The sequence below is a fragment of the Limnohabitans curvus genome, from assembly GCF_003063475.1.
In the GTDB taxonomy this organism is placed as follows: Bacteria; Pseudomonadota; Gammaproteobacteria; order Burkholderiales; family Burkholderiaceae_C; genus Limnohabitans; species Limnohabitans curvus.
In genome coordinates this window covers 2,761,577-2,778,782 of the sequence record NZ_NESP01000001.1, presented here as the reverse complement: position 1 = coordinate 2,778,782, position 17,206 = coordinate 2,761,577, and the positions used below count along the sequence as shown (strand labels likewise).

General features: G+C 56.1%; 14 protein-coding genes. 6 read left to right on the top strand and 8 right to left on the bottom strand.

What is annotated here, in order from left to right; all coding sequences use genetic code 11:
* Positions 1-3 precede the first annotated feature (3 nt).
* The 5 genes from edd (at position 4) to ppc (ending at position 8,429) form a co-directional block, all read left to right on the top strand.
* On the top strand, positions 4-1,836 hold the full coding sequence (gene edd / locus B9Z44_RS13860; protein WP_108402699.1) for a phosphogluconate dehydratase: 1,833 nt from the start codon (positions 4-6) through the stop codon (positions 1,834-1,836).
* A gap of 35 nt (positions 1,837-1,871) precedes the next feature.
* Positions 1,872-2,513 carry a bifunctional 4-hydroxy-2-oxoglutarate aldolase/2-dehydro-3-deoxy-phosphogluconate aldolase gene (gene eda, locus B9Z44_RS13855; protein ID WP_108402698.1) on the top strand — a complete coding sequence of 214 codons (642 nt, stop codon included), beginning with the start codon at positions 1,872-1,874 and terminating at the stop codon, positions 2,511-2,513.
* Between the two features lie 75 nt (positions 2,514-2,588).
* On the top strand, positions 2,589-4,196 hold the full coding sequence (gene pgi / locus B9Z44_RS13850) for a glucose-6-phosphate isomerase (RefSeq protein ID WP_108358591.1): 1,608 nt from the start codon (positions 2,589-2,591) through the stop codon (positions 4,194-4,196).
* Between the two features lie 3 nt (positions 4,197-4,199).
* Complete coding sequence (locus tag B9Z44_RS13845; protein ID WP_108402697.1) at positions 4,200-5,210, top strand: glucokinase; 1,011 nt, start codon at positions 4,200-4,202, stop codon at positions 5,208-5,210.
* Between the two features lie 339 nt (positions 5,211-5,549).
* Positions 5,550-8,429 carry a phosphoenolpyruvate carboxylase gene (ppc, locus tag B9Z44_RS13840; RefSeq protein WP_108402696.1) on the top strand — a complete coding sequence of 960 codons (2,880 nt, stop codon included), beginning with the start codon at positions 5,550-5,552 and terminating at the stop codon, positions 8,427-8,429.
* 61 nt (positions 8,430-8,490) lie between these two features.
* Here ppc and B9Z44_RS13835 read toward each other — a convergent pair whose 3' ends face one another.
* From B9Z44_RS13835 to B9Z44_RS13820, 4 genes are read right to left on the bottom strand one after another with little or no spacing between them, the layout of a single operon-like run.
* Positions 8,491-9,510, bottom strand: a complete 1,020-nt coding sequence (locus B9Z44_RS13835) for a TRAP transporter substrate-binding protein (RefSeq protein ID WP_108358588.1) — start codon at positions 9,508-9,510, stop codon at positions 8,491-8,493.
* Positions 9,511-9,533: 23 nt separating this feature from the next.
* Positions 9,534-10,826, bottom strand: coding sequence for a TRAP transporter large permease (locus B9Z44_RS13830; RefSeq protein WP_108358587.1), 1,293 nt, complete (start codon positions 10,824-10,826; stop codon positions 9,534-9,536).
* Between the two features lie 5 nt (positions 10,827-10,831).
* Positions 10,832-11,332: a TRAP transporter small permease gene (locus B9Z44_RS13825; protein WP_108402695.1), complete on the bottom strand. Its 501-nt coding sequence runs from the start codon at positions 11,330-11,332 to the stop codon at positions 10,832-10,834.
* Entirely contained in the window at positions 11,329-11,829 is a 501-nt protein-coding gene (locus B9Z44_RS13820; protein WP_108402694.1) for a gluconokinase, read from the bottom strand. The genes B9Z44_RS13825 and B9Z44_RS13820 overlap by 4 nt, the downstream gene beginning before the upstream one ends.
* Before the next feature lie 157 nt (positions 11,830-11,986).
* Here B9Z44_RS13820 and gntR point away from each other — a divergent pair, with 157 nt between their 5' ends.
* The gene (gene gntR / locus B9Z44_RS13815) at positions 11,987-13,012 is read left to right on the top strand and encodes an HTH-type transcriptional regulator GntR (RefSeq protein WP_108402693.1); all 1,026 of its coding nucleotides are present in this window, start codon (positions 11,987-11,989) and stop codon (positions 13,010-13,012) included.
* A gap of 32 nt (positions 13,013-13,044) precedes the next feature.
* Here the strand turns inward: gntR and B9Z44_RS13810 are convergent, their stop codons facing one another.
* The 4 genes from B9Z44_RS13810 to B9Z44_RS13795 all read right to left on the bottom strand — a co-directional run bounded on the left by B9Z44_RS13810 (position 13,045) and on the right by B9Z44_RS13795 (position 17,182).
* Positions 13,045-14,109, bottom strand: coding sequence for an ABC transporter ATP-binding protein (locus tag B9Z44_RS13810; RefSeq protein WP_108358584.1), 1,065 nt, complete (start codon positions 14,107-14,109; stop codon positions 13,045-13,047).
* A gap of 12 nt (positions 14,110-14,121) precedes the next feature.
* Positions 14,122-14,991 (bottom strand): carbohydrate ABC transporter permease, encoded by an 870-nt coding sequence (locus tag B9Z44_RS13805; protein WP_108358583.1) that lies wholly within the window; start codon positions 14,989-14,991, stop codon positions 14,122-14,124.
* The gene (locus B9Z44_RS13800) at positions 14,981-15,862 is read right to left on the bottom strand and encodes a carbohydrate ABC transporter permease (RefSeq protein WP_108358582.1); all 882 of its coding nucleotides are present in this window, start codon (positions 15,860-15,862) and stop codon (positions 14,981-14,983) included. Before B9Z44_RS13800 ends, B9Z44_RS13805 begins: the two co-directional genes overlap by 11 nt.
* A 72-nt stretch (positions 15,863-15,934) precedes the next feature.
* Positions 15,935-17,182 (bottom strand): carbohydrate porin, encoded by a 1,248-nt coding sequence (locus B9Z44_RS13795; RefSeq protein WP_211308714.1) that lies wholly within the window; start codon positions 17,180-17,182, stop codon positions 15,935-15,937.
* Positions 17,183-17,206: the final 24 nt, after the last annotated feature.

Sequence of the window (17,206 nt, the reverse complement as noted above, 5' to 3'; positions counted from 1 at the left end):
TTTATGACTGTCCCTTTACACGCCACCCTCGCCACCGTGACCGCCCGCATTGAGCAACGCAGCGCCAAAACACGCCAAGCCTATTTAGACGTGCTGGCCCAAGCCAAAAAGCCTGGTCCTTACCGCGGTGGCATGGGCTGCGCCAATGCCGCGCACGCTTATGCGGCCATGCCTGCCAACGACAAACTGGTGCTGCGCCAAGAGCGTCAGCCCAATGTGGGCATCATCACCGCGTACAACGACATGCTCTCAGCGCATCAGCCTTATGAGCATTACCCAGAAAAAATTCGCGCGGCCGCACGTGCTGCAGGTGCCACAGCCCAAGTCGCTGGTGGTGTGCCTGCCATGTGTGATGGCGTGACGCAAGGTGAAGACGGCATGGAGCTGTCGCTGTTCTCGCGTGATGTGATTGCTTTGGCCACGGCCGTGGGTTTGTCACACAACGTGTTTGATGCGGCGCTGTTCTTGGGCGTGTGCGACAAGATCGTGCCTGGCCTGTTCATCGGTGCGTTGCAGTTTGGCCATTTGCCTGCGGTGTTTGTTCCGGCTGGCCCCATGACATCGGGTTTGTCGAACGACGACAAAGCCAAAGTACGTCAGCAATACGCACAAGGCTTGGTCAGCCGCGAGGTGTTGCTGGAAGCCGAACAAGCGGCGTACCACAGCGCAGGCACCTGCACGTTTTATGGCACGGCCAACTCCAACCAAATGCTCATGGAAATCATGGGCTTGCATTTGCCGGGTTCGTCGTTCGTGAACCCGGGTACGCCGTTGCGTGAAGCCCTGACGGTAGACGCCGTCAAACGTGCCGTGGCTTTGTCGCAAGACAAAGAAACCGGCGTGGGCTACCAAATCAACGCCAAGGTCATCGTCAACGGCATCGTGGGTTTACTGGCGACCGGTGGCTCAACCAACCACACGCTGCACATCGTGGCCATGGCACGCGCGGCAGGTATTCTGGTGAACTGGGATGACTTTGCTGAGCTCTCGGCTTGCGTGCCTTTGCTCGCACGTGTCTATCCCAACGGCAGCGCCGATGTGAACCATTTCCAAGCCGCGGGTGGCATGGGCTACCTCATGGCCCAGTTGCTCAGCGCTGGTTTGTTGCACGACGATGTGCACACCATCATGGGCCAAGGCTTGCACCGCTACACCGTTGAGCCTTGGCTCAACCCCGCACTTAACGGCCAACTCGATTGGCGCGATGTACCGACTAAGTCAGCCGACGAAGCTGTGTTGCGCCCCGTGACGCAACCCTTCAGCGCCGATGGTGGCTTGCGTTTGCTGCAAGGCAACTTGGGGCGTGCTGTGGTGAAGGTCTCTGCAGTCAAGCCTGAGCACCGCCAAGTGCGTGCGCCTGCCATTGTGCTGACCGACCAAAAGCAACTCGGTGTCTTGTTCAAAGAAGGCAAGCTCGAACGCGACTTTGTGGCCGTGGTGCGCAACCAAGGCCCACAAGCCAACGGCATGCCCGAACTGCACCGCCTCACCCCCGTGTTGGGCGTGTTGCAAGACAAGGGTTTCAAAGTGGCCTTGGTCACCGATGGACGCATGTCGGGCGCATCAGGCAAAGTGCCTGCGGCGATTCACCTCAGCCCCGAATCTGTGAACGGTGGTTTGATTGGCAAAGTGCAAGACGGCGACATGATTGCGCTTGACTGCGACACCCAAACTTTGCAGCTTGAGGTGAGCGATGCTGAACTTGCTGCACGCACCGCCCCCACCCCGGATTTGTCTGGCAACCAACATGGCACAGGCCGTGACCTCTTTGCCCTGTTCCGCGCCAATGCTGCGCTGGCCGAAGAAGGCGCATCGCCTTTGTTCACCAACATCTAAACCCCACATTGGCACATTCGCTAAACACACATGATATGACCCAACTCAATCCTGCATTCACCCGCCCCGCATTCACCTCACGCGTGGTGCCTGTCATCGTCATCACCCACCCCGACCAAGCGGTGCCCATGGCCCATGCGTTGCTCGAAGGCGGTGTGGACGTGATGGAAATCACCTTGCGCCACGCCGCAGGGCTGCCCGCGATTGAACAAGTCGCCAAGCACGTGCCGCAAATGCATGTGGGCGCAGGCACCGTCACACGTGCCGAAGAAATGGCCCGCGTGCAAGCCGCAGGGGCCAGCTTTGCACTCTCGCCCGGCATGACCGATGCCCTCGTGCAAGCCGCTATGGCATGCAAGCTGCCCTTCATGCCCGGCGTGATGACGCCTGGTGAAGTGATGGCCGCACGCGACTACGGTTTTGGCGTGGTCAAACTCTTTCCCGCCGCACAAGCTGGCGGCTTGGCCATGCTCAAAGCCTTGGGCGGCCCTTTGGGTGACATGCGCTTTTGCCCCACGGGCGGCGTGTCGTTGACCAACATGGGTGAGTTCTTGAAGCAACCCAACGTGGCCATGGTCGGCGGCTCGTGGCTCACGCCTGTGGATGTGGTGGAACGCGGCGACTGGGCCGAAATCACCCGCTTGGCTCGCGAAGCCACCGACGCGGCCGCTGTTTAAGTTAATTCAAGCACGCCATCAAAAGTTTCATCTGGTTGCGCCAAGAAACCCACTAAATTTGACGAAAATCCACACATGACCCCATTCGTCCCTCCCCACAAGCGCCAAGCCTGGCAAGCCCTGCAAGCCTTGGCCCAAGGCCCACAACCGCATTTGCGCGAGTTGCTCAAAAGTGCAGAACGCAACGCGGCCTTGCACGCCAGTGGTGCCGGCATCAGCATCGACTACGAACGCCAACGCGTCACACGCGAAGTCATGCAACAGCTCTTGGCCTTGGCCGACGAATCGCAAGTCATGCCACAAGCGCAAGCGATGTTCAAAGGCGAACCCATCAACGCCACCGAACAACGCGCGGTGTTGCACGTGGCGTTGCGTGGCAGCCATGTGCCTAACCCACCTTGGGGCCATGAAATTTCCAAGCAAGTCGCGAATGAGTTGCACCGCGTGTGTACCTTTGCCGAGAAAGTGCGCGAAGGCCACATGAAAGGCTTTGGCGGCGAGTCCATCACCGATGTGGTCAACCTCGGCATTGGGGGCTCAGACCTCGGCCCGCGCATGACCACCGAAGCGCTCAGCCACTTGACGCGCGACAGTTTCAAAAACAAAGTGCGTGTGCACTACGTGTCCAATGTGGATGCGTGGAGCCTGTACACCGCACTGGCTTACCTCAACCCCGCACGCACCGCGTTTGTGGTGCAAAGCAAAACCTTCACCACGCAAGAAACCATGACCTTGGCCGCGTCGGCCAAACGTTGGTTGACCGACGGCGGCTGCCCTGCTGACCAACTGGGCAAGCATCTGATTGCGGTGACAGCCAACCCACACATTTCTGCCGCGCAAGGCTTCACCCCTGAACACACGTTTGGTTTTTGGGATTGGGTCGGTGGCCGTTACTCGGTGTGGTCGGCCATCGGTTTGCCTTTGGCCATCTCGATTGGTGCATTTGCCTTCCAAGACATGCTGTTGGGCGCACGCGCCATGGACGAGCATTTTCTAACCGCACCGTCTGACCAAAACCTGCCGTTGCTCATGGCCTTGTTTGGCATTTGGAACCGAAATTTCTTGGGGGCCACCACGCACAACATTGCGCCCTACGCTTCCCCCTTGGGAAAGTTCGCCTCGTTCTTGCAACAGATGGACATGGAGTCCAACGGCAAAGGCACACACGTCGATGGCAGCCCCGTTGAAGTGGCCACGGCACCCGTGTTGTGGGGCGGCTTAGGCATCGACGGCCAGCACGCTTACTTCCAACTCATCCACCAAGGCAAGCACTTGGTGCCGATGGACTTCATTGGGTTGCGCACCGAACGCAGCCCGCTGCCCTTTGCCGCTGAACACCACCGCGTGGTGTTACTTAACATGCAAGCGCAAGCACAAGCCTTGGCCATTGGCCGCACGCCTGAAGAAACCATGAAAGAGCTGCGCGACAGCGGCATGGATGAGGCCGAAGTCCAACGCTTGGCCCCGCACCGCAGCTACCCCGGCAACGTGCCCAGCACCACCATTTGGGTGGATGCGCTCACGCCACGCAGCATGGGCGCGCTCATGGCTTTGTACGAACACAAAGTGTTCTGCCAAGCTGCCATCTGGGGCATCCACGCTTACGACCAATGGGGCGTGGAGTTAGGCAAGAAAATGGCCAAGGACATCGAAGCCGCCGAAGCAGCTCGTCTGAAAGCCTGATGCATGTTTGAGTCACGCGACCCCGCCGTGGCCCATGCGCAGGCGTATCCGCGCTTGCTCGGCGACATCGGCGGCACCAATGCCCGCTTTGGTTGGCAAGCGCTTGAAGATGCGCCCATCACCCACGTGCAAGTACTACCCTGTGCCGAACACGAATCGTTGTTGGCCGCAGCACAAACGTATCTCAACGCACAAGGCTTAAGCGCCCCACCCTGCGCGGCATTTGGCATTGCCAACCCCGTCACCGGCGACCAAGTGGCCATGACCAACCACCACTGGAAGTTCTCAGTGAATGCTTTGCGTGAAGGTTTGGGCGTGTCGCGCTTTCTGTTGCTCAACGATTTCACCGCACTCGCGTTGTCACTCACGCTATTGCCCGATACACAAAAACGCCAAGTGGGAAGCGGCACCGCTGCACCTGATGCTGCGATTGGTTTGATTGGCCCAGGCACCGGTTTGGGCGTGTCGGGTTTGTTTCCCGTGGGCTATCAAAACAAGTGGATGCCCATCGCAGGTGAAGGTGGCCACGTGAGTTTGACTGCAACCACCGAACACGAATTTGCAGCCATTCAACAACTGCAAAAACGCTATGGCCATGTGTCTGCCGAGCGCGTGATTTCTGGCGCGGGTTTGGTCGATCTGTACCACGCGTTGTGTGATTTGAAAGACGGACAAGGCCGAGAAATCACGACGCCCGCCGAAGTGATTGAGCGCGCACAAGAAGTAGCAACCTCCACAGCCAACGAAGCGCTGGATATGTTCTGCGGTTTCTTAGGTTCGGTCGCGGGCGACTTGGCTTTGACGTTGGGTGCACGCGGCGGCATCTACATCGGCGGCGGCATCGTGCCGCGCTTGGGTGGGCGCTTTGATGCGTCCCCATTTCGTGAGCGCTTTGAGGCCAAAGGTCGGTTCAAAAAGTATTTGCAAGAGGTGCCAACGTGGGTGATTCACAGCCCTGTGTCACCGGCATTGCAAGGTGCGTCGCAGGCTTTGTCGTTGACGCAATGGCAGTAACTTCTTTTTTCTCCGACTACGGTGACGCAGCTGACGGAGCGGCAGTTTCCTCATGCTGGAGTACCAGAAATCGTCAACTGCCGCTCCGCCAGCTACATCACTTCTGGTTGTCGAAGAGAAATTCACCGCATGTGAAATTTCAATTCTTCACCCATTGCTCCACTAGCGCTCTTATGCATGCAAGTTCGCGACTTCGCAGCTTGGCTGCAGGGGAATGCGCAGGTGACGATTTCTGGTACTCCAGCATGAGGAACCTGCGCATTCCCCTGTAGCCAAGCGAGCACAGCACAAAAAAAAACAAGACAGCAAAGAATTCACATTTCACAAAACGAGCAACACATGACTGACAAAACTTCAGCCAAAGCCAAACCAACTGCAGCAGCCAGAGCCACACAGCAAGCCAAAGAGAACGAACGTCCCTTGGTTGAAGACATTCGACTGTTAGGCCGCATCTTGGGCGATGTGATTCGCGAACAAGAAGGCAAAGAAGCCTATGAGTTGGTCGAACAAGTGCGCAAACTTTCGGTGGCGTTTCGCCGCGACTCTGATGCCAACGCCGACAAAGCGTTGAAAAAACTCTTGGCCTCGCTCAGCGCCGAAGCCACGGTCAGCGTGATTCGCGCGTTCACTTACTTCAGCCACTTGGCCAATTTGGCTGAAGACCGCCACCACATTCGCCGCCGCGCCATTCACGAACGTGCAGGCGATACGCAAGAAGGCAGCTTGCACATGGCGCTGAGTCGCCTCAAGGCCGCAGGCATCGCGCCCAAGAGCATCGTGCAGACATTGGCGCACAGCCATGTGTCGCCTGTGCTCACCGCCCACCCCACCGAAGTGCAGCGCAAGAGCATCTTGGACGCAGAGCGTGGCATTGCGCAACTCTTGGGTTTGCGTGACGACATCAAATCTCGCTCTGCTTTGCACGCATCAAGCAAAGCACCGGATGCTTTGGCGCTGCGCGAACTCGCTGCCAACGAAATGCAATTGCGTGCACGTGTGTTGCAGCTGTGGCAAACACGCTTGCTGCGTTTCACCAAGCTCACCGTGTCGGATGAAATTGAAAATGCGTTGAGCTATTACGAATCCACCTTCCTGAGCGAAATTCCAAAGCTCTACGCCGACCTCGAAGCCGAGTTGGGCCAAGCCCATGTACACAGCTTTTTGCGCATGGGTCAGTGGATTGGTGGTGACCGCGATGGCAACCCCAACGTCAATGCCGACACGCTGCGCTTCGCCTTGCGCCGCCAGTGCGATGTGGCCTTGCGCCACTACCTGACCGAGCTGCATTACATGGGCACTGAGTTGTCGATGTCGGCCATGTTGGTCGATGTCACACCTGAAATGCATGCCTTGGCTGACCGCTCACCTGACACCAACGCACACCGCCAAGACGAACCGTATCGCCGCGCCCTCACCGGCATGTATGCACGCTTGGCCGCCACGCTCAAAGACCTGACCGGTGGTGATGCCGCCCGTCATGCGGTGGCGCCACAAAACCCCTATCTGTTAGCGCAAGAGCTGCTGGCCGATTTGCGCGTGATTGCTGAATCGCTCGAAGCCCAACACGGCAGCGCCTTGATGGCACAACGCCTCACACCGCTCATGCGTGCGGTGGAAGTATTTGGCTTTCACTTGGCCACGGTGGACTTGCGTCAAAGCTCTGATCAGCACGAGCTGGTGGTGGCCGAGTTGCTGGCCACAGCAGGCGTGGAGAAACACTACGCCAAGCTCAATGAAGCCCAACGCGTCGAAGCGTTGAACAAACTGCTGCACGACGCACGCCCTCTGCGTGTGATGGGTGCCAACTACTCCGAACTCGCGCTGAAAGAGCTGGCGATTTTTGAAACGGCACGCGAGATGTTGGAGACCTTTGGCAAAGACGCCATTCGCCACTACATCATCAGCCACACCGAAACCGTGAGCGATTTGCTCGAAGTTTTGTTGCTGCAAAAAGAAACAGGCCTCATGCGCGGCACGCTGGGTAGCAAAACATCCACCTGCGATTTGATCGTTGTGCCTTTGTTTGAAACCATCGAAGACTTGCGCTGTGCCGCAGACATCATGGGTGGCTTTTATGCGATTGACGGCGTGGCCAACTTGGTCAAGCGCAGCGGTGGCGAGCAAGACATCATGCTCGGTTACTCCGACAGCAACAAAGACGGCGGCATCTTCACCAGCAACTGGGAGCTGTACCGCGCCGAGATTGCTTTGGTCACCTTGTTTGATGGCCTGTTCAAGCAACACGACATCACGCTGCGCATGTTCCACGGCCGTGGCGGCACCGTGGGTCGTGGCGGCGGCCCCAGCTACCAAGCGATTTTGGCGCAGCCCCCAGGCACCGTGCGCGGGCAAATTCGCCTCACCGAACAAGGCGAAGTGATTGGTTCCAAATACGCCAACCCCGAAATTGGTCGCCGCAATTTAGAAACCCTCGTGGCCGCCACCTTGGAAGCCACGATGTTGCAAACCACCAAGCCCGCACCACAAGCGTTTTTGGATGCGGCTCAGTGGCTCTCACACGCCAGCATGGCCGCTTACCGTGGCTTGGTGTACGAAACGCCGGGCTTCACCGAATACTTCTTTGCCTCCACGCCCTTGCGCGAAATTGCCGAGCTCAACATTGGCTCACGTCCTGCGGCGCGTCCCAAGAGTGGCAATGCATCGCCGCGCATTGAAGACTTGCGCGCGATTCCTTGGGGCTTTAGTTGGGGCCAATGCCGTTTGACCTTGCCCGGTTGGTTGGGCTTTGGCTCGGCGGTGGATCAGTTCATCCACCAACATCCCACGCTCAAGCCCAAAGACGCGCTGGCCTTGCTGCAAAAAATGCAACGCCAATGGCCGTTCTTCCGATCACTCTTGTCCAACCTCGACATGGTGTTGTCTAAGAGCGATTTGGGGCTAGCTTCGCGCTACGCCGAGTTGGTCAGCGACACCCGCTTGCGCAAGAAAATTTTTGGTTTGATTGAAGCCGAATGGCACCGCACCTCTGATGCCTTGAAGCTCATCACGGGCGACAAACAACGTTTGGTCAACAACGCCGCGTTGGAGCGTTCGATGCGCCATCGCTTCCCCTACATTGACCCGCTGCACCATTTGCAAGTGGAGTTGATTCGCCGCTACCGCGAAGGCAAGCGTCCGCAAGACCGTGATGAGAAGGCCCAACGCGGCATTCACATCTCCATCAACGGCATTGCGGCAGGGTTGCGCAACACCGGCTAAACCACGCGACAGACAAAAGAAAAGCCACCCGAGGGTGGCTTTTCTCATGAAGCTTTAGACATTACTTCTTGGCACGCAAACGTGTCAGTTCTTTCTGTGTGTCATTCCACAAGTCCATGCCCACGTTGGTGGCAATGCCTGCGTTGATGTGCGTGAGCTTGTCACGCATGCGGTTGGTTTCAGCCACCGACAACTCGTTGATTTGCATGCCTTTGGCTTTCAGATCGCCCAAGGCTTTGGCAGCTTCGTCACGTGTGTCTTTGCGTTCAAAGTCGCGGCTCACGCGTGCGGCGTCGAGCAAGATTTTTTGTTCGGTCTTGCTCAAGCCATCCCACCACTTCTTGCTCACCGTCACGATCCACGGGCTGTACACGTGGTTGGTCACGCTCAAGTACTTTTGCACTTCGTAGAACTTGCTCGACAAAATGGTGTTGTACGGGTTCTCTTGACCATCAACAGTTTTGGTTTCCAAGGCACTGAACAACTCAGAGAAAGGCATGGGCACGGCGTTGGCGCCCAAGAGCTTGAAGCTGTCGAGGTACACATTGTTTTGCATCACACGCAGCTTGACGTCGTTCAGGTCTTCCAGCTTGGTCACAGGTCGCTTGCTGTTGGTCAGGTTACGGAAACCGTTTTCCCAATACGCCAAACCGACCAAGCCTTTGTCTTGCAGCTTGTCCATCACCTTTTGACCCACTGGGCCATCTAACACGGCATCGGCTTCTTTGACGTTGTTGAACAAGAACGGGGTGTCCCACAAAGCCATCTCTTTGGTGATGCCCACCAAAGTGGCGGTGGAACCCACCATCATCTCTTGTGCGCCGCCAATCAAAGCTTGTTGCATTTGTGTGTCTGGGCCCAAGGCGGCAGCACCAATGGCGCGCACTTTCATTTTGCCGCCAGAGGCTTTTTCCACTTGCTCAGCAAACACCTTGGCTGCACGGCCTTGGTTGCTTTGCTCGTTCAAGCCGTAGCCAAAGCGAATCAAGCGTGGCTTGATGTCTTGCGCGAAGGCAGAAAACGAGGCACTGGCCACGGCCACGGTGGCTGCAGCAATCAGGGTTCGACGAAGAAAAGTCATGGGAAGTCTCCTTGGGTTAAAACTTATCGCATCCACGCCACAGGGGCGGTCACGATTTGTGGGAACAAAACAAACGCAGTCAAGATGATGAGGTAAGTCACCAAAAACGGGTTCACCCCTTTGATGACTTGGTGCATGGACAAACGCCCCACACCAGCCACCACATTGAGCACAGTGCCGACAGGCGGTGTGATCAAACCAATCGCGCCATTGAGCACAAACATCAACCCGAAATACACGGGGTCAATGCCAGCCTTCACCGCGATGGGCAACATCACGGGCGCAAAAATCAAAATCGTGGGTGTGAGGTCCAACGCAGTGCCAATCAGCACCAGCGTGATCATCATCACCGCCATCAACACGCGTGGGCTCTCGACCAGTGGGCCCAACCAACCTGTGAGCACTGTGGGCAAATCAGCCAAGGTGATCATGTAGCTCGCCACTTGTGCGCCTGCGCACAAGAACATCACCACCGCTGTGGTTTTGGCAGCACGGACCAAGACCTCGTGAATCTCCATCAGCTTCATTTCGCGGTGAATCACCAACGCGACGACCAAGGCGTAAAACGCGGCGACCACAGCCGCTTCAGTGGGCGTGAAGATACCCGTCTTCATGCCACCAATGATGATGAGCGGCATGAGCATGGCCCAGAAGGCTTTGCGTGTGGCGTGCAAACGCTCGATCAAGGGAAGTTTTTCACCTTGAGGCAAATCCATGTCGCGCAGTTGAAGCTTCCACGCCACGATCAAACCAATGCCCATGATCAGTCCGGGCACGATGCCAGACAAGAACAAAGAAGAGATGGAGGTGTTGGTGGTCACGCCATAAATCACAAACGGCATGGATGGCGGAATGATGGGGGCAATGATGCCGCCCGAGGCAATCAAGCCTGCCGAGGTGTGCATGGGGTAGCCCTGACGCTTCATCATGGGCAACAAAATGGTGGCCAACGCGGCGGTGTCGGCCAAGGCAGAACCGCTCATGCTGGCCATGAGCACCGCAGCGCCAATCGCCACAAAACCCAAACCACCGCGGATGTGACCCACCCAGGCTTGCGCCATGTCGATGATGCGGCGGCTGATGCCACCTGAGTTCATCAACTCACCGGCCAAGATGAAAAACGGCACGGCCAACAATGGAAAGCTGTCCACGCCCGCGACCAAGTTTTGCGCGAGCAATTGGGTATCCCAAAAGTCGAGGGTCCATGCCATGCCTGCGCCTGTGAGAACCAAGGCAAACGCCATGTTGAGGCCAATGCCCATGAGCAACAACATGCCCGCCGAGAAAACAATGAATGCTTGTGCTTCTGGTGTCATGCTGTTTACTCCACGTCCACGCCGTGGTCAAAGTCCATCGGTTTGTTTTGAATCAATTCTTTGAGTGCCATCAAGCCAATCGCCAAGGAGGACAACAACACAGGCAATGGCAGCAACCAATTGGGATAACCCAACACCACCGAATTGCTAGACAACCCCACTTCCACTTGCTGCCAAGCGCCACGGCCCAACATCAGGCAGCTCAGAATCACCAAGGCACGAATCAAAATCGTCAACGCTTGGAGCGTTTTGGGGTGATGGCGTAAACCGGCGACGAAGCTGGTGAAGGCCATGTGCTCACCCGCTGGATAAGCTGCGGTGGCGCCAATGAACACCATCCACACAAACAACAAACGCGAGAGCTCTTCACTCGCCGCAATGCCGCTGCCAAATCCGTAGCGCAACACCACGTTGAAAAACACGGCCACCGCCATGACACCCAAACACGCGGCCATCATCACGTGCGCGATGGACTGACTGCGTGAGGTGGTTTGATTGGTACTCATACACACTCCTTGGATTGCAACCAAGCACACACTTGCACTTGGATCGTTTCAATACTTTGCGTGGCGTCTGCGGTGAACACGCCGGCTTCGTCCACTGGTTTTTCTAAAGCCGCAAATTGGCTGTCCACCAAGGCGGGCTGAAAGTAGTGGCCGGGTCGTTGCGTCACACGCGCGATGGATTGCTCACGCGTGAGATCGAGGTGCACAAAGCGCAAGGCGGGCACGCTTTGACGCAAACTGTCACGGTAGGCCTTTTTCAAGGCTGAACACGTCAACACGGCGTGTGGGCCACGTTGCACCAGCTCGTTGGCCAACACATCCAACCAACCGGCACGATCATCATCGGTCAAGGGAACACCTGCGCGCATTTTGTTGACGTTTTCAGGCGGATGAAACTCATCCCCTTCAATCAACTGCCAGCCCAAGGCTTGCGACAAGGCTGCCGCAAAGCTGGACTTGCCGCAACCAGCCACACCCATGATGACCACAGGACTCATCGATTCATTTCCATTCATGCTTAAAGATTGGATAGCGCTATCCCATTTGGATTAAAAGTAGAGCAAGCTCAGTGATAACCATCACATCGCCTGCTCTTGGATAGCGCTATCATAAATAAATCAAACCGTTTACAACCTAGCAAAAACCCTGAGCCACATGAAGCCAAACAAAACCCGTTCTCGCGCCACAGGCCGCGTAACACTGGCTGATGTGGCGGCGTTGGCCAAGGTCAGCCCCATCACGGTGTCGCGTGCGTTACGCGGTGAGCGCGCTGTGGCCAGCGACTTAACCGACCGTGTCAAAACCGCGGCCTTAAAGCTGGGCTACACCCCCGATCCCGCCGCACGCGCCCTCGCCTCGCGTCACAGCGACCACGTGGCGGTGTTGATTCCGATGTTGTCTAACAACTTGTTTGTGGACGTGTTGGAGTCCATCCAAAAAACACTGCGCCACGCCGGCTACCAAAGTTTGATTGGCATCACCCATTACGACACACGCGAAGAAGAGCAACTCTTGCGTGAGCAGCTACAACACCGCCCTGCCGGCATCTTGGTGACCGGCTTAGACCGCAGCGACGCAGCGCGGGAGCTGATTGAAAAAAGTGGCATTCCGTGTGTGCACATGATGGAACTCGCGCAATCGCCCGATGTGAACAGTGTGGGGTTCTCACAAACACAAGCGGCCATGACGTTGACCGAGCATTTGCTACAACGCGGACGCCAACGCATTGCCTTTGCCGCCGCCCAACTCGACCCACGCACGATGCAACGCTTGGATGGATGGCGCAAGGCCTTAAAGGCGGTCAAGCTGTATGACAAGGCACTCAGCTACACCAACAAGTCGCCTTCATCCATGGCCTTGGGCGGAGAAATGCTGCAACACATCATGGCGAATGACCCCAGCATTGACGCCATCTTCTTCTGTAACGACGACTTGGCCCAAGGCGCGTTGTTGGCGGCCCAACGCTTGAAAATCAAAGTACCGCAGCAATTGGCCATTGCTGGTTTCAACGACCTCACGGGCAGCGACTTGATTGGCCCGGGCCTGACCACCATTCGCACGCCACGCGCTGCCATTGGTGAAGCCGCAGCCAAGATGCTGTTGAACCTGATGCGCGAAGAAGATGTGCCAACGCCTAGCGTGGACGTGGGCTACGAGCTGATGGTGCGCGGTAGCACCTGAACTTGGGTTCAGACGCACGCCCCACGTTCGCGTTACAAACGCAAGCCAGAGGCTTGGTCGAACCAAGTCACGTGTTCGGCTTGAATCTCTAAGCCCACAGAATCACCCGGACGCACCAACGTTTGCGGCGCGGCGCGCACGGTGACCTTGCCCGCAGACGTGTCGACCACCACATAGGTATCGGCACCTGTCGGCTCTACCAAATTCACGACGCCACGCCACTGCGCTGCATCGCTCAAGCGGATGTGCTCTGGACGCAAACCAAGCAAGGTGGGTGTGTCGCTGTGGTTCGGAGCCATCAAGCTCAGTTGTGCGCCTGCAATCATGAAATGTTCAGTGCCAGATACACGGCCCTCAATCAAGTTCATCGTGGGTGAACCAATGAACGTGGCCACGTAGGTGTTGGCAGGTCGGTTGTAAATTTCGTCTGGCGTGCCCAACTGTTGCAGCACGCCCCCCTTCATCACCGCGATGCGGCTGCCCAAGGTCATGGCTTCAACTTGGTCATGCGTCACATACACGCTGGTGATGCCGCTGAGTAGGTGCAAGCGTTTGATTTCGGCACGCATTTCCACGCGCAGCTTGGCGTCGAGGTTAGACAGGGGTTCGTCAAACAAGAACAGCTGTGGGTTACGCGCCAAGGCACGGCCCATGGCCACGCGCTGACGTTGGCCGCCCGAGAGTTGCGAGGGGCGACGGTCCAGCAAATGCTCAATCTGCAACATGGCAGCAACTTCGGCAATGCGCGCTTGACGCTCGGCCTTGGGCACTTTGCGGATTTCGAGGGCAAAGCCAATGTTCTCGGCCACGCTCATCGTGGGGTACAGCGCGTAGCTCTGAAACACCATCGCAATATCGCGCTGCGCGGGCGGCACGCCGACCACGTTTTTGTTGCCAATCGAGATGCTGCCTTCGGTAGGCTCTTCCAAACCCGCAATGATGTTGAGCAAGGTGGACTTGCCGCAACCCGAAGGCCCCACCAAGATCAAAAACTCACCAGGCGCCACGTCGATGTCGATGCGTTTGAGCACCTCCACCGTGTTGTCACCCTGACCAAAGCATTTACGAATGCCGCTGATTTTCAATGCTGAAGACATGTTCTATTCCTCTTAACCTTTCACGGCGCCGGCAGTAAGGCCGCGCACAAAATATCGTCCGGCCACCACGTAGACCAACATGGTGGGCAAGCCCGCAATCAACGCAGCCGCCATGTCCACGTTGTAGGCTTTGACGCTGCTGGTGGTGTTAGCCAAGTTGTTCAAACCGACGGTGATGGGTTTGGAGTCTGCGCCACTGAAGGCCACACCAAACAAGAAGTCATTCCAAATTTGGGTGAACTGCCAAATCAAAGTGACCATCACGATGGGCGTGGACATAGGTACGATGATGCGAAAAAAGATCATCCAAAAGCCTGCCCCGTCCATGCGTGCGGCGTTGAGCAAATCTTTCGGCACGGCTGCGTAGTAGTTGCGAAAGAACAAGCTCGTGCTGGGCAAGCCTGCCAGCAAGTGAACCAAGATCAGGCCCATGATCGAGCTAGAGAGCCCCAACCAACCCAAGACTTGGCTCATGGGCAGCAGCACCACTTGAAATGGCATGAACACACCAAACAACAAAAATGCAAACAAGGTTTCGCTGCCGCGAAATTTCCACAAGCTCAGCACATAGCCGTTCAGGGCGCCCCATGTGGTGGAGATCAACACAGCGGGAATGGTCATCCACACCGAGTTCCAAAAGAATGGCTCTAGGCCAGAGCACTGCGCGCCGGTGCAGGCTGAATCCCAAGCCAACCGCCACGCGTCTAAATTGACGCCTCCGGGCAAACTCACCAAACTGTTCTGGCGTATTTCATCCGCGTCTTTGAGTGAGGTCACAACCATCACATACAAAGGCGCTAAGAAGAAAACGGCACCGATCAACAGCGTGGCATACAACACTGCACGCGAGAGTATGTGGATCGAAAAGAACTTAGTGCTCATGGTTTTTACTCCGCAACTCGCTGTACAGATAAGGCACCACCAATGCAGCGACTGTGGCCAACATCATGGTGGCGCTGGCTGCACCCAAACCAATTTGTCCACGCGTGAAGCTCATCGCATACATGAATGTGGCGGGCACATCGGTGGCGTAACCGGGGCCACCAGACGTCAAAGCCATGATCAGATCAAAGCTCTTGATGGCCAAATGCGAGAGCACCATCAAGGTTGAGAAAAACACAGGGCGCAACGCTGGCAACACGATGCGCCAATAAATACGCGGCAGCGATGCGCCATCAATTTGTGCAGCTTTGATGATGCTGTCATCAATCCCGCGCAAGCCCGCCAAAAACAATGCCATGGCAAAACCCGCAGATTGCCAAATACCAGCAATCACGACGCAGTAAATTGCCATCTCGCTGTCGACCAGCCAACCAAAAGTGAAGCTTTCCCAGCCCCAGTCATGCATGAGTTTTTCCAAACCCATGCTCGGGTTGAGTAGCCATTTCCATGCTGTGCCTGTCACCACAAATGACAAGGCCATGGGGTACAGGTACACCGTGCGAATGAAACCTTCTGCTCGAACCTTCTGATCCAACAGCACAGCGAGGAACACCCCCAAGGCCATCGCACCGCCCACATAGCCGATGCCAAAAATAGCCAAGTTCTTCAGGGCGACCCACCAACGGTCCATCTCCCACAACTTGGCGTATTGCGCCAAGCCAACAAATTCGTAATTGGGCAACATGCGAGACGCGGTGACTGACAGCACACCGTTCCAAATCATGAAGCCATAGATGAATGCAAAGCCCAGCATCAAGCCTGGGGCGACCACCAATTTGGGTATTAACGTTTCTAAGCGATGCTTTTGCATCTGGATGCCTTTATGTAAGAAGCAAAAAAGGGAAAGGGTTGCCCCTTTCCCAATCCCTCGTTCAACCGTTGCTTACCACCACACTTCGTACTGAACGCCAGCGAGTGTTTGTGAGGTGCGACCGTTGGCACCAAAGCCTGTATCGGGTTGAGAAACACCTGCGGCATCTGTTGTGGCCGCGTTGGCTGTTGCTGCCGCAGCATTCCAGTTCGCACGTGTCACATAAAAACGCAATTCAGGGCGTGACCAAAAATCTGGTGACAACGCGATAGTTGGCGCGATCGTGAGTTTGTTCAAACGCTGAGCCGCTGTGTTGTCGCTGAATTTGCGTGACGTTGTACCGGCTTCGACCAACATTTTGAAGTTGTTGGTGTAGGCATAAGAAATACGACCACCCAAAGACGTGTCCTTGGTTGTCACACTGCTGTTATCTGCCTTCGTGGTTTGATAACCCACGATGGCTTGACCGCCAAAACGGCCCGACTGCCAGTTGATCGAATCAGCGATACGGTTTGATTTTTTTCCGTATTCCGGCACAGTGCTGCCGGTGTAAACGTTGTAGAAGTTGTTGAACTGGCCGTTCAATGCAGCATAACCACTGGATGTTTGCAAAAACAAGCTATTGGTCAAACCTTTGACCAAGAAATCAGATTGGTTGTGGTTGACTGACAAGCCTGAACCACCGCTACTTGCCAAACCCGATGTGCTGACCGAAGTCAACATCACGCGGACTTTGCCACCAGGGTTGCTGTTAATGTCGGAAATATCCACGTTCAAACGGTTAGCCGAGGTCCCAGCAATCATCTTTTTATCAAAGGTGTCGCCGGTTTGCAAAGCGGCGCCCACTTTGACACTACCCACAGACAAATCTGTAAAACCAGTACCTTGGTTCACACCATAGTCAAGCAAGAACTTGTCTACGATGTGCACGTCTTGGATACGAAGACGGCGTTGACCCACCCAAATTTTGGCTTCGGGTGCAAAACCCAAACCACTCATTTCAACGAAGGCTTGTTCTGTGCCGACGTTGCCGCTGTTCCACTTGGTGGGCATGTAGTCGAGTTTGTATTTCACGCCTTCGACGTCAAAGGTTTTAGCAATGTTGACTTCAACACCGTAGTCACCCTCATTACCCAAACGGTACTTTTGCAAGTCCCCGCCAAGCGTCAAACCACCTTTGACTTGTTGGTCTTTGTTGTAGCTGTACACACCACCGCCGCGGCTATAACCCGTGACTTCGACGCCACCCACATCAGCGGCCATCACCGCTGTGCTCAAGCAGCACAGAACTGCAGCTGCGCAAGTTAATTTCATTTTCATTATTCGTATCTCCAAGGTTTATGT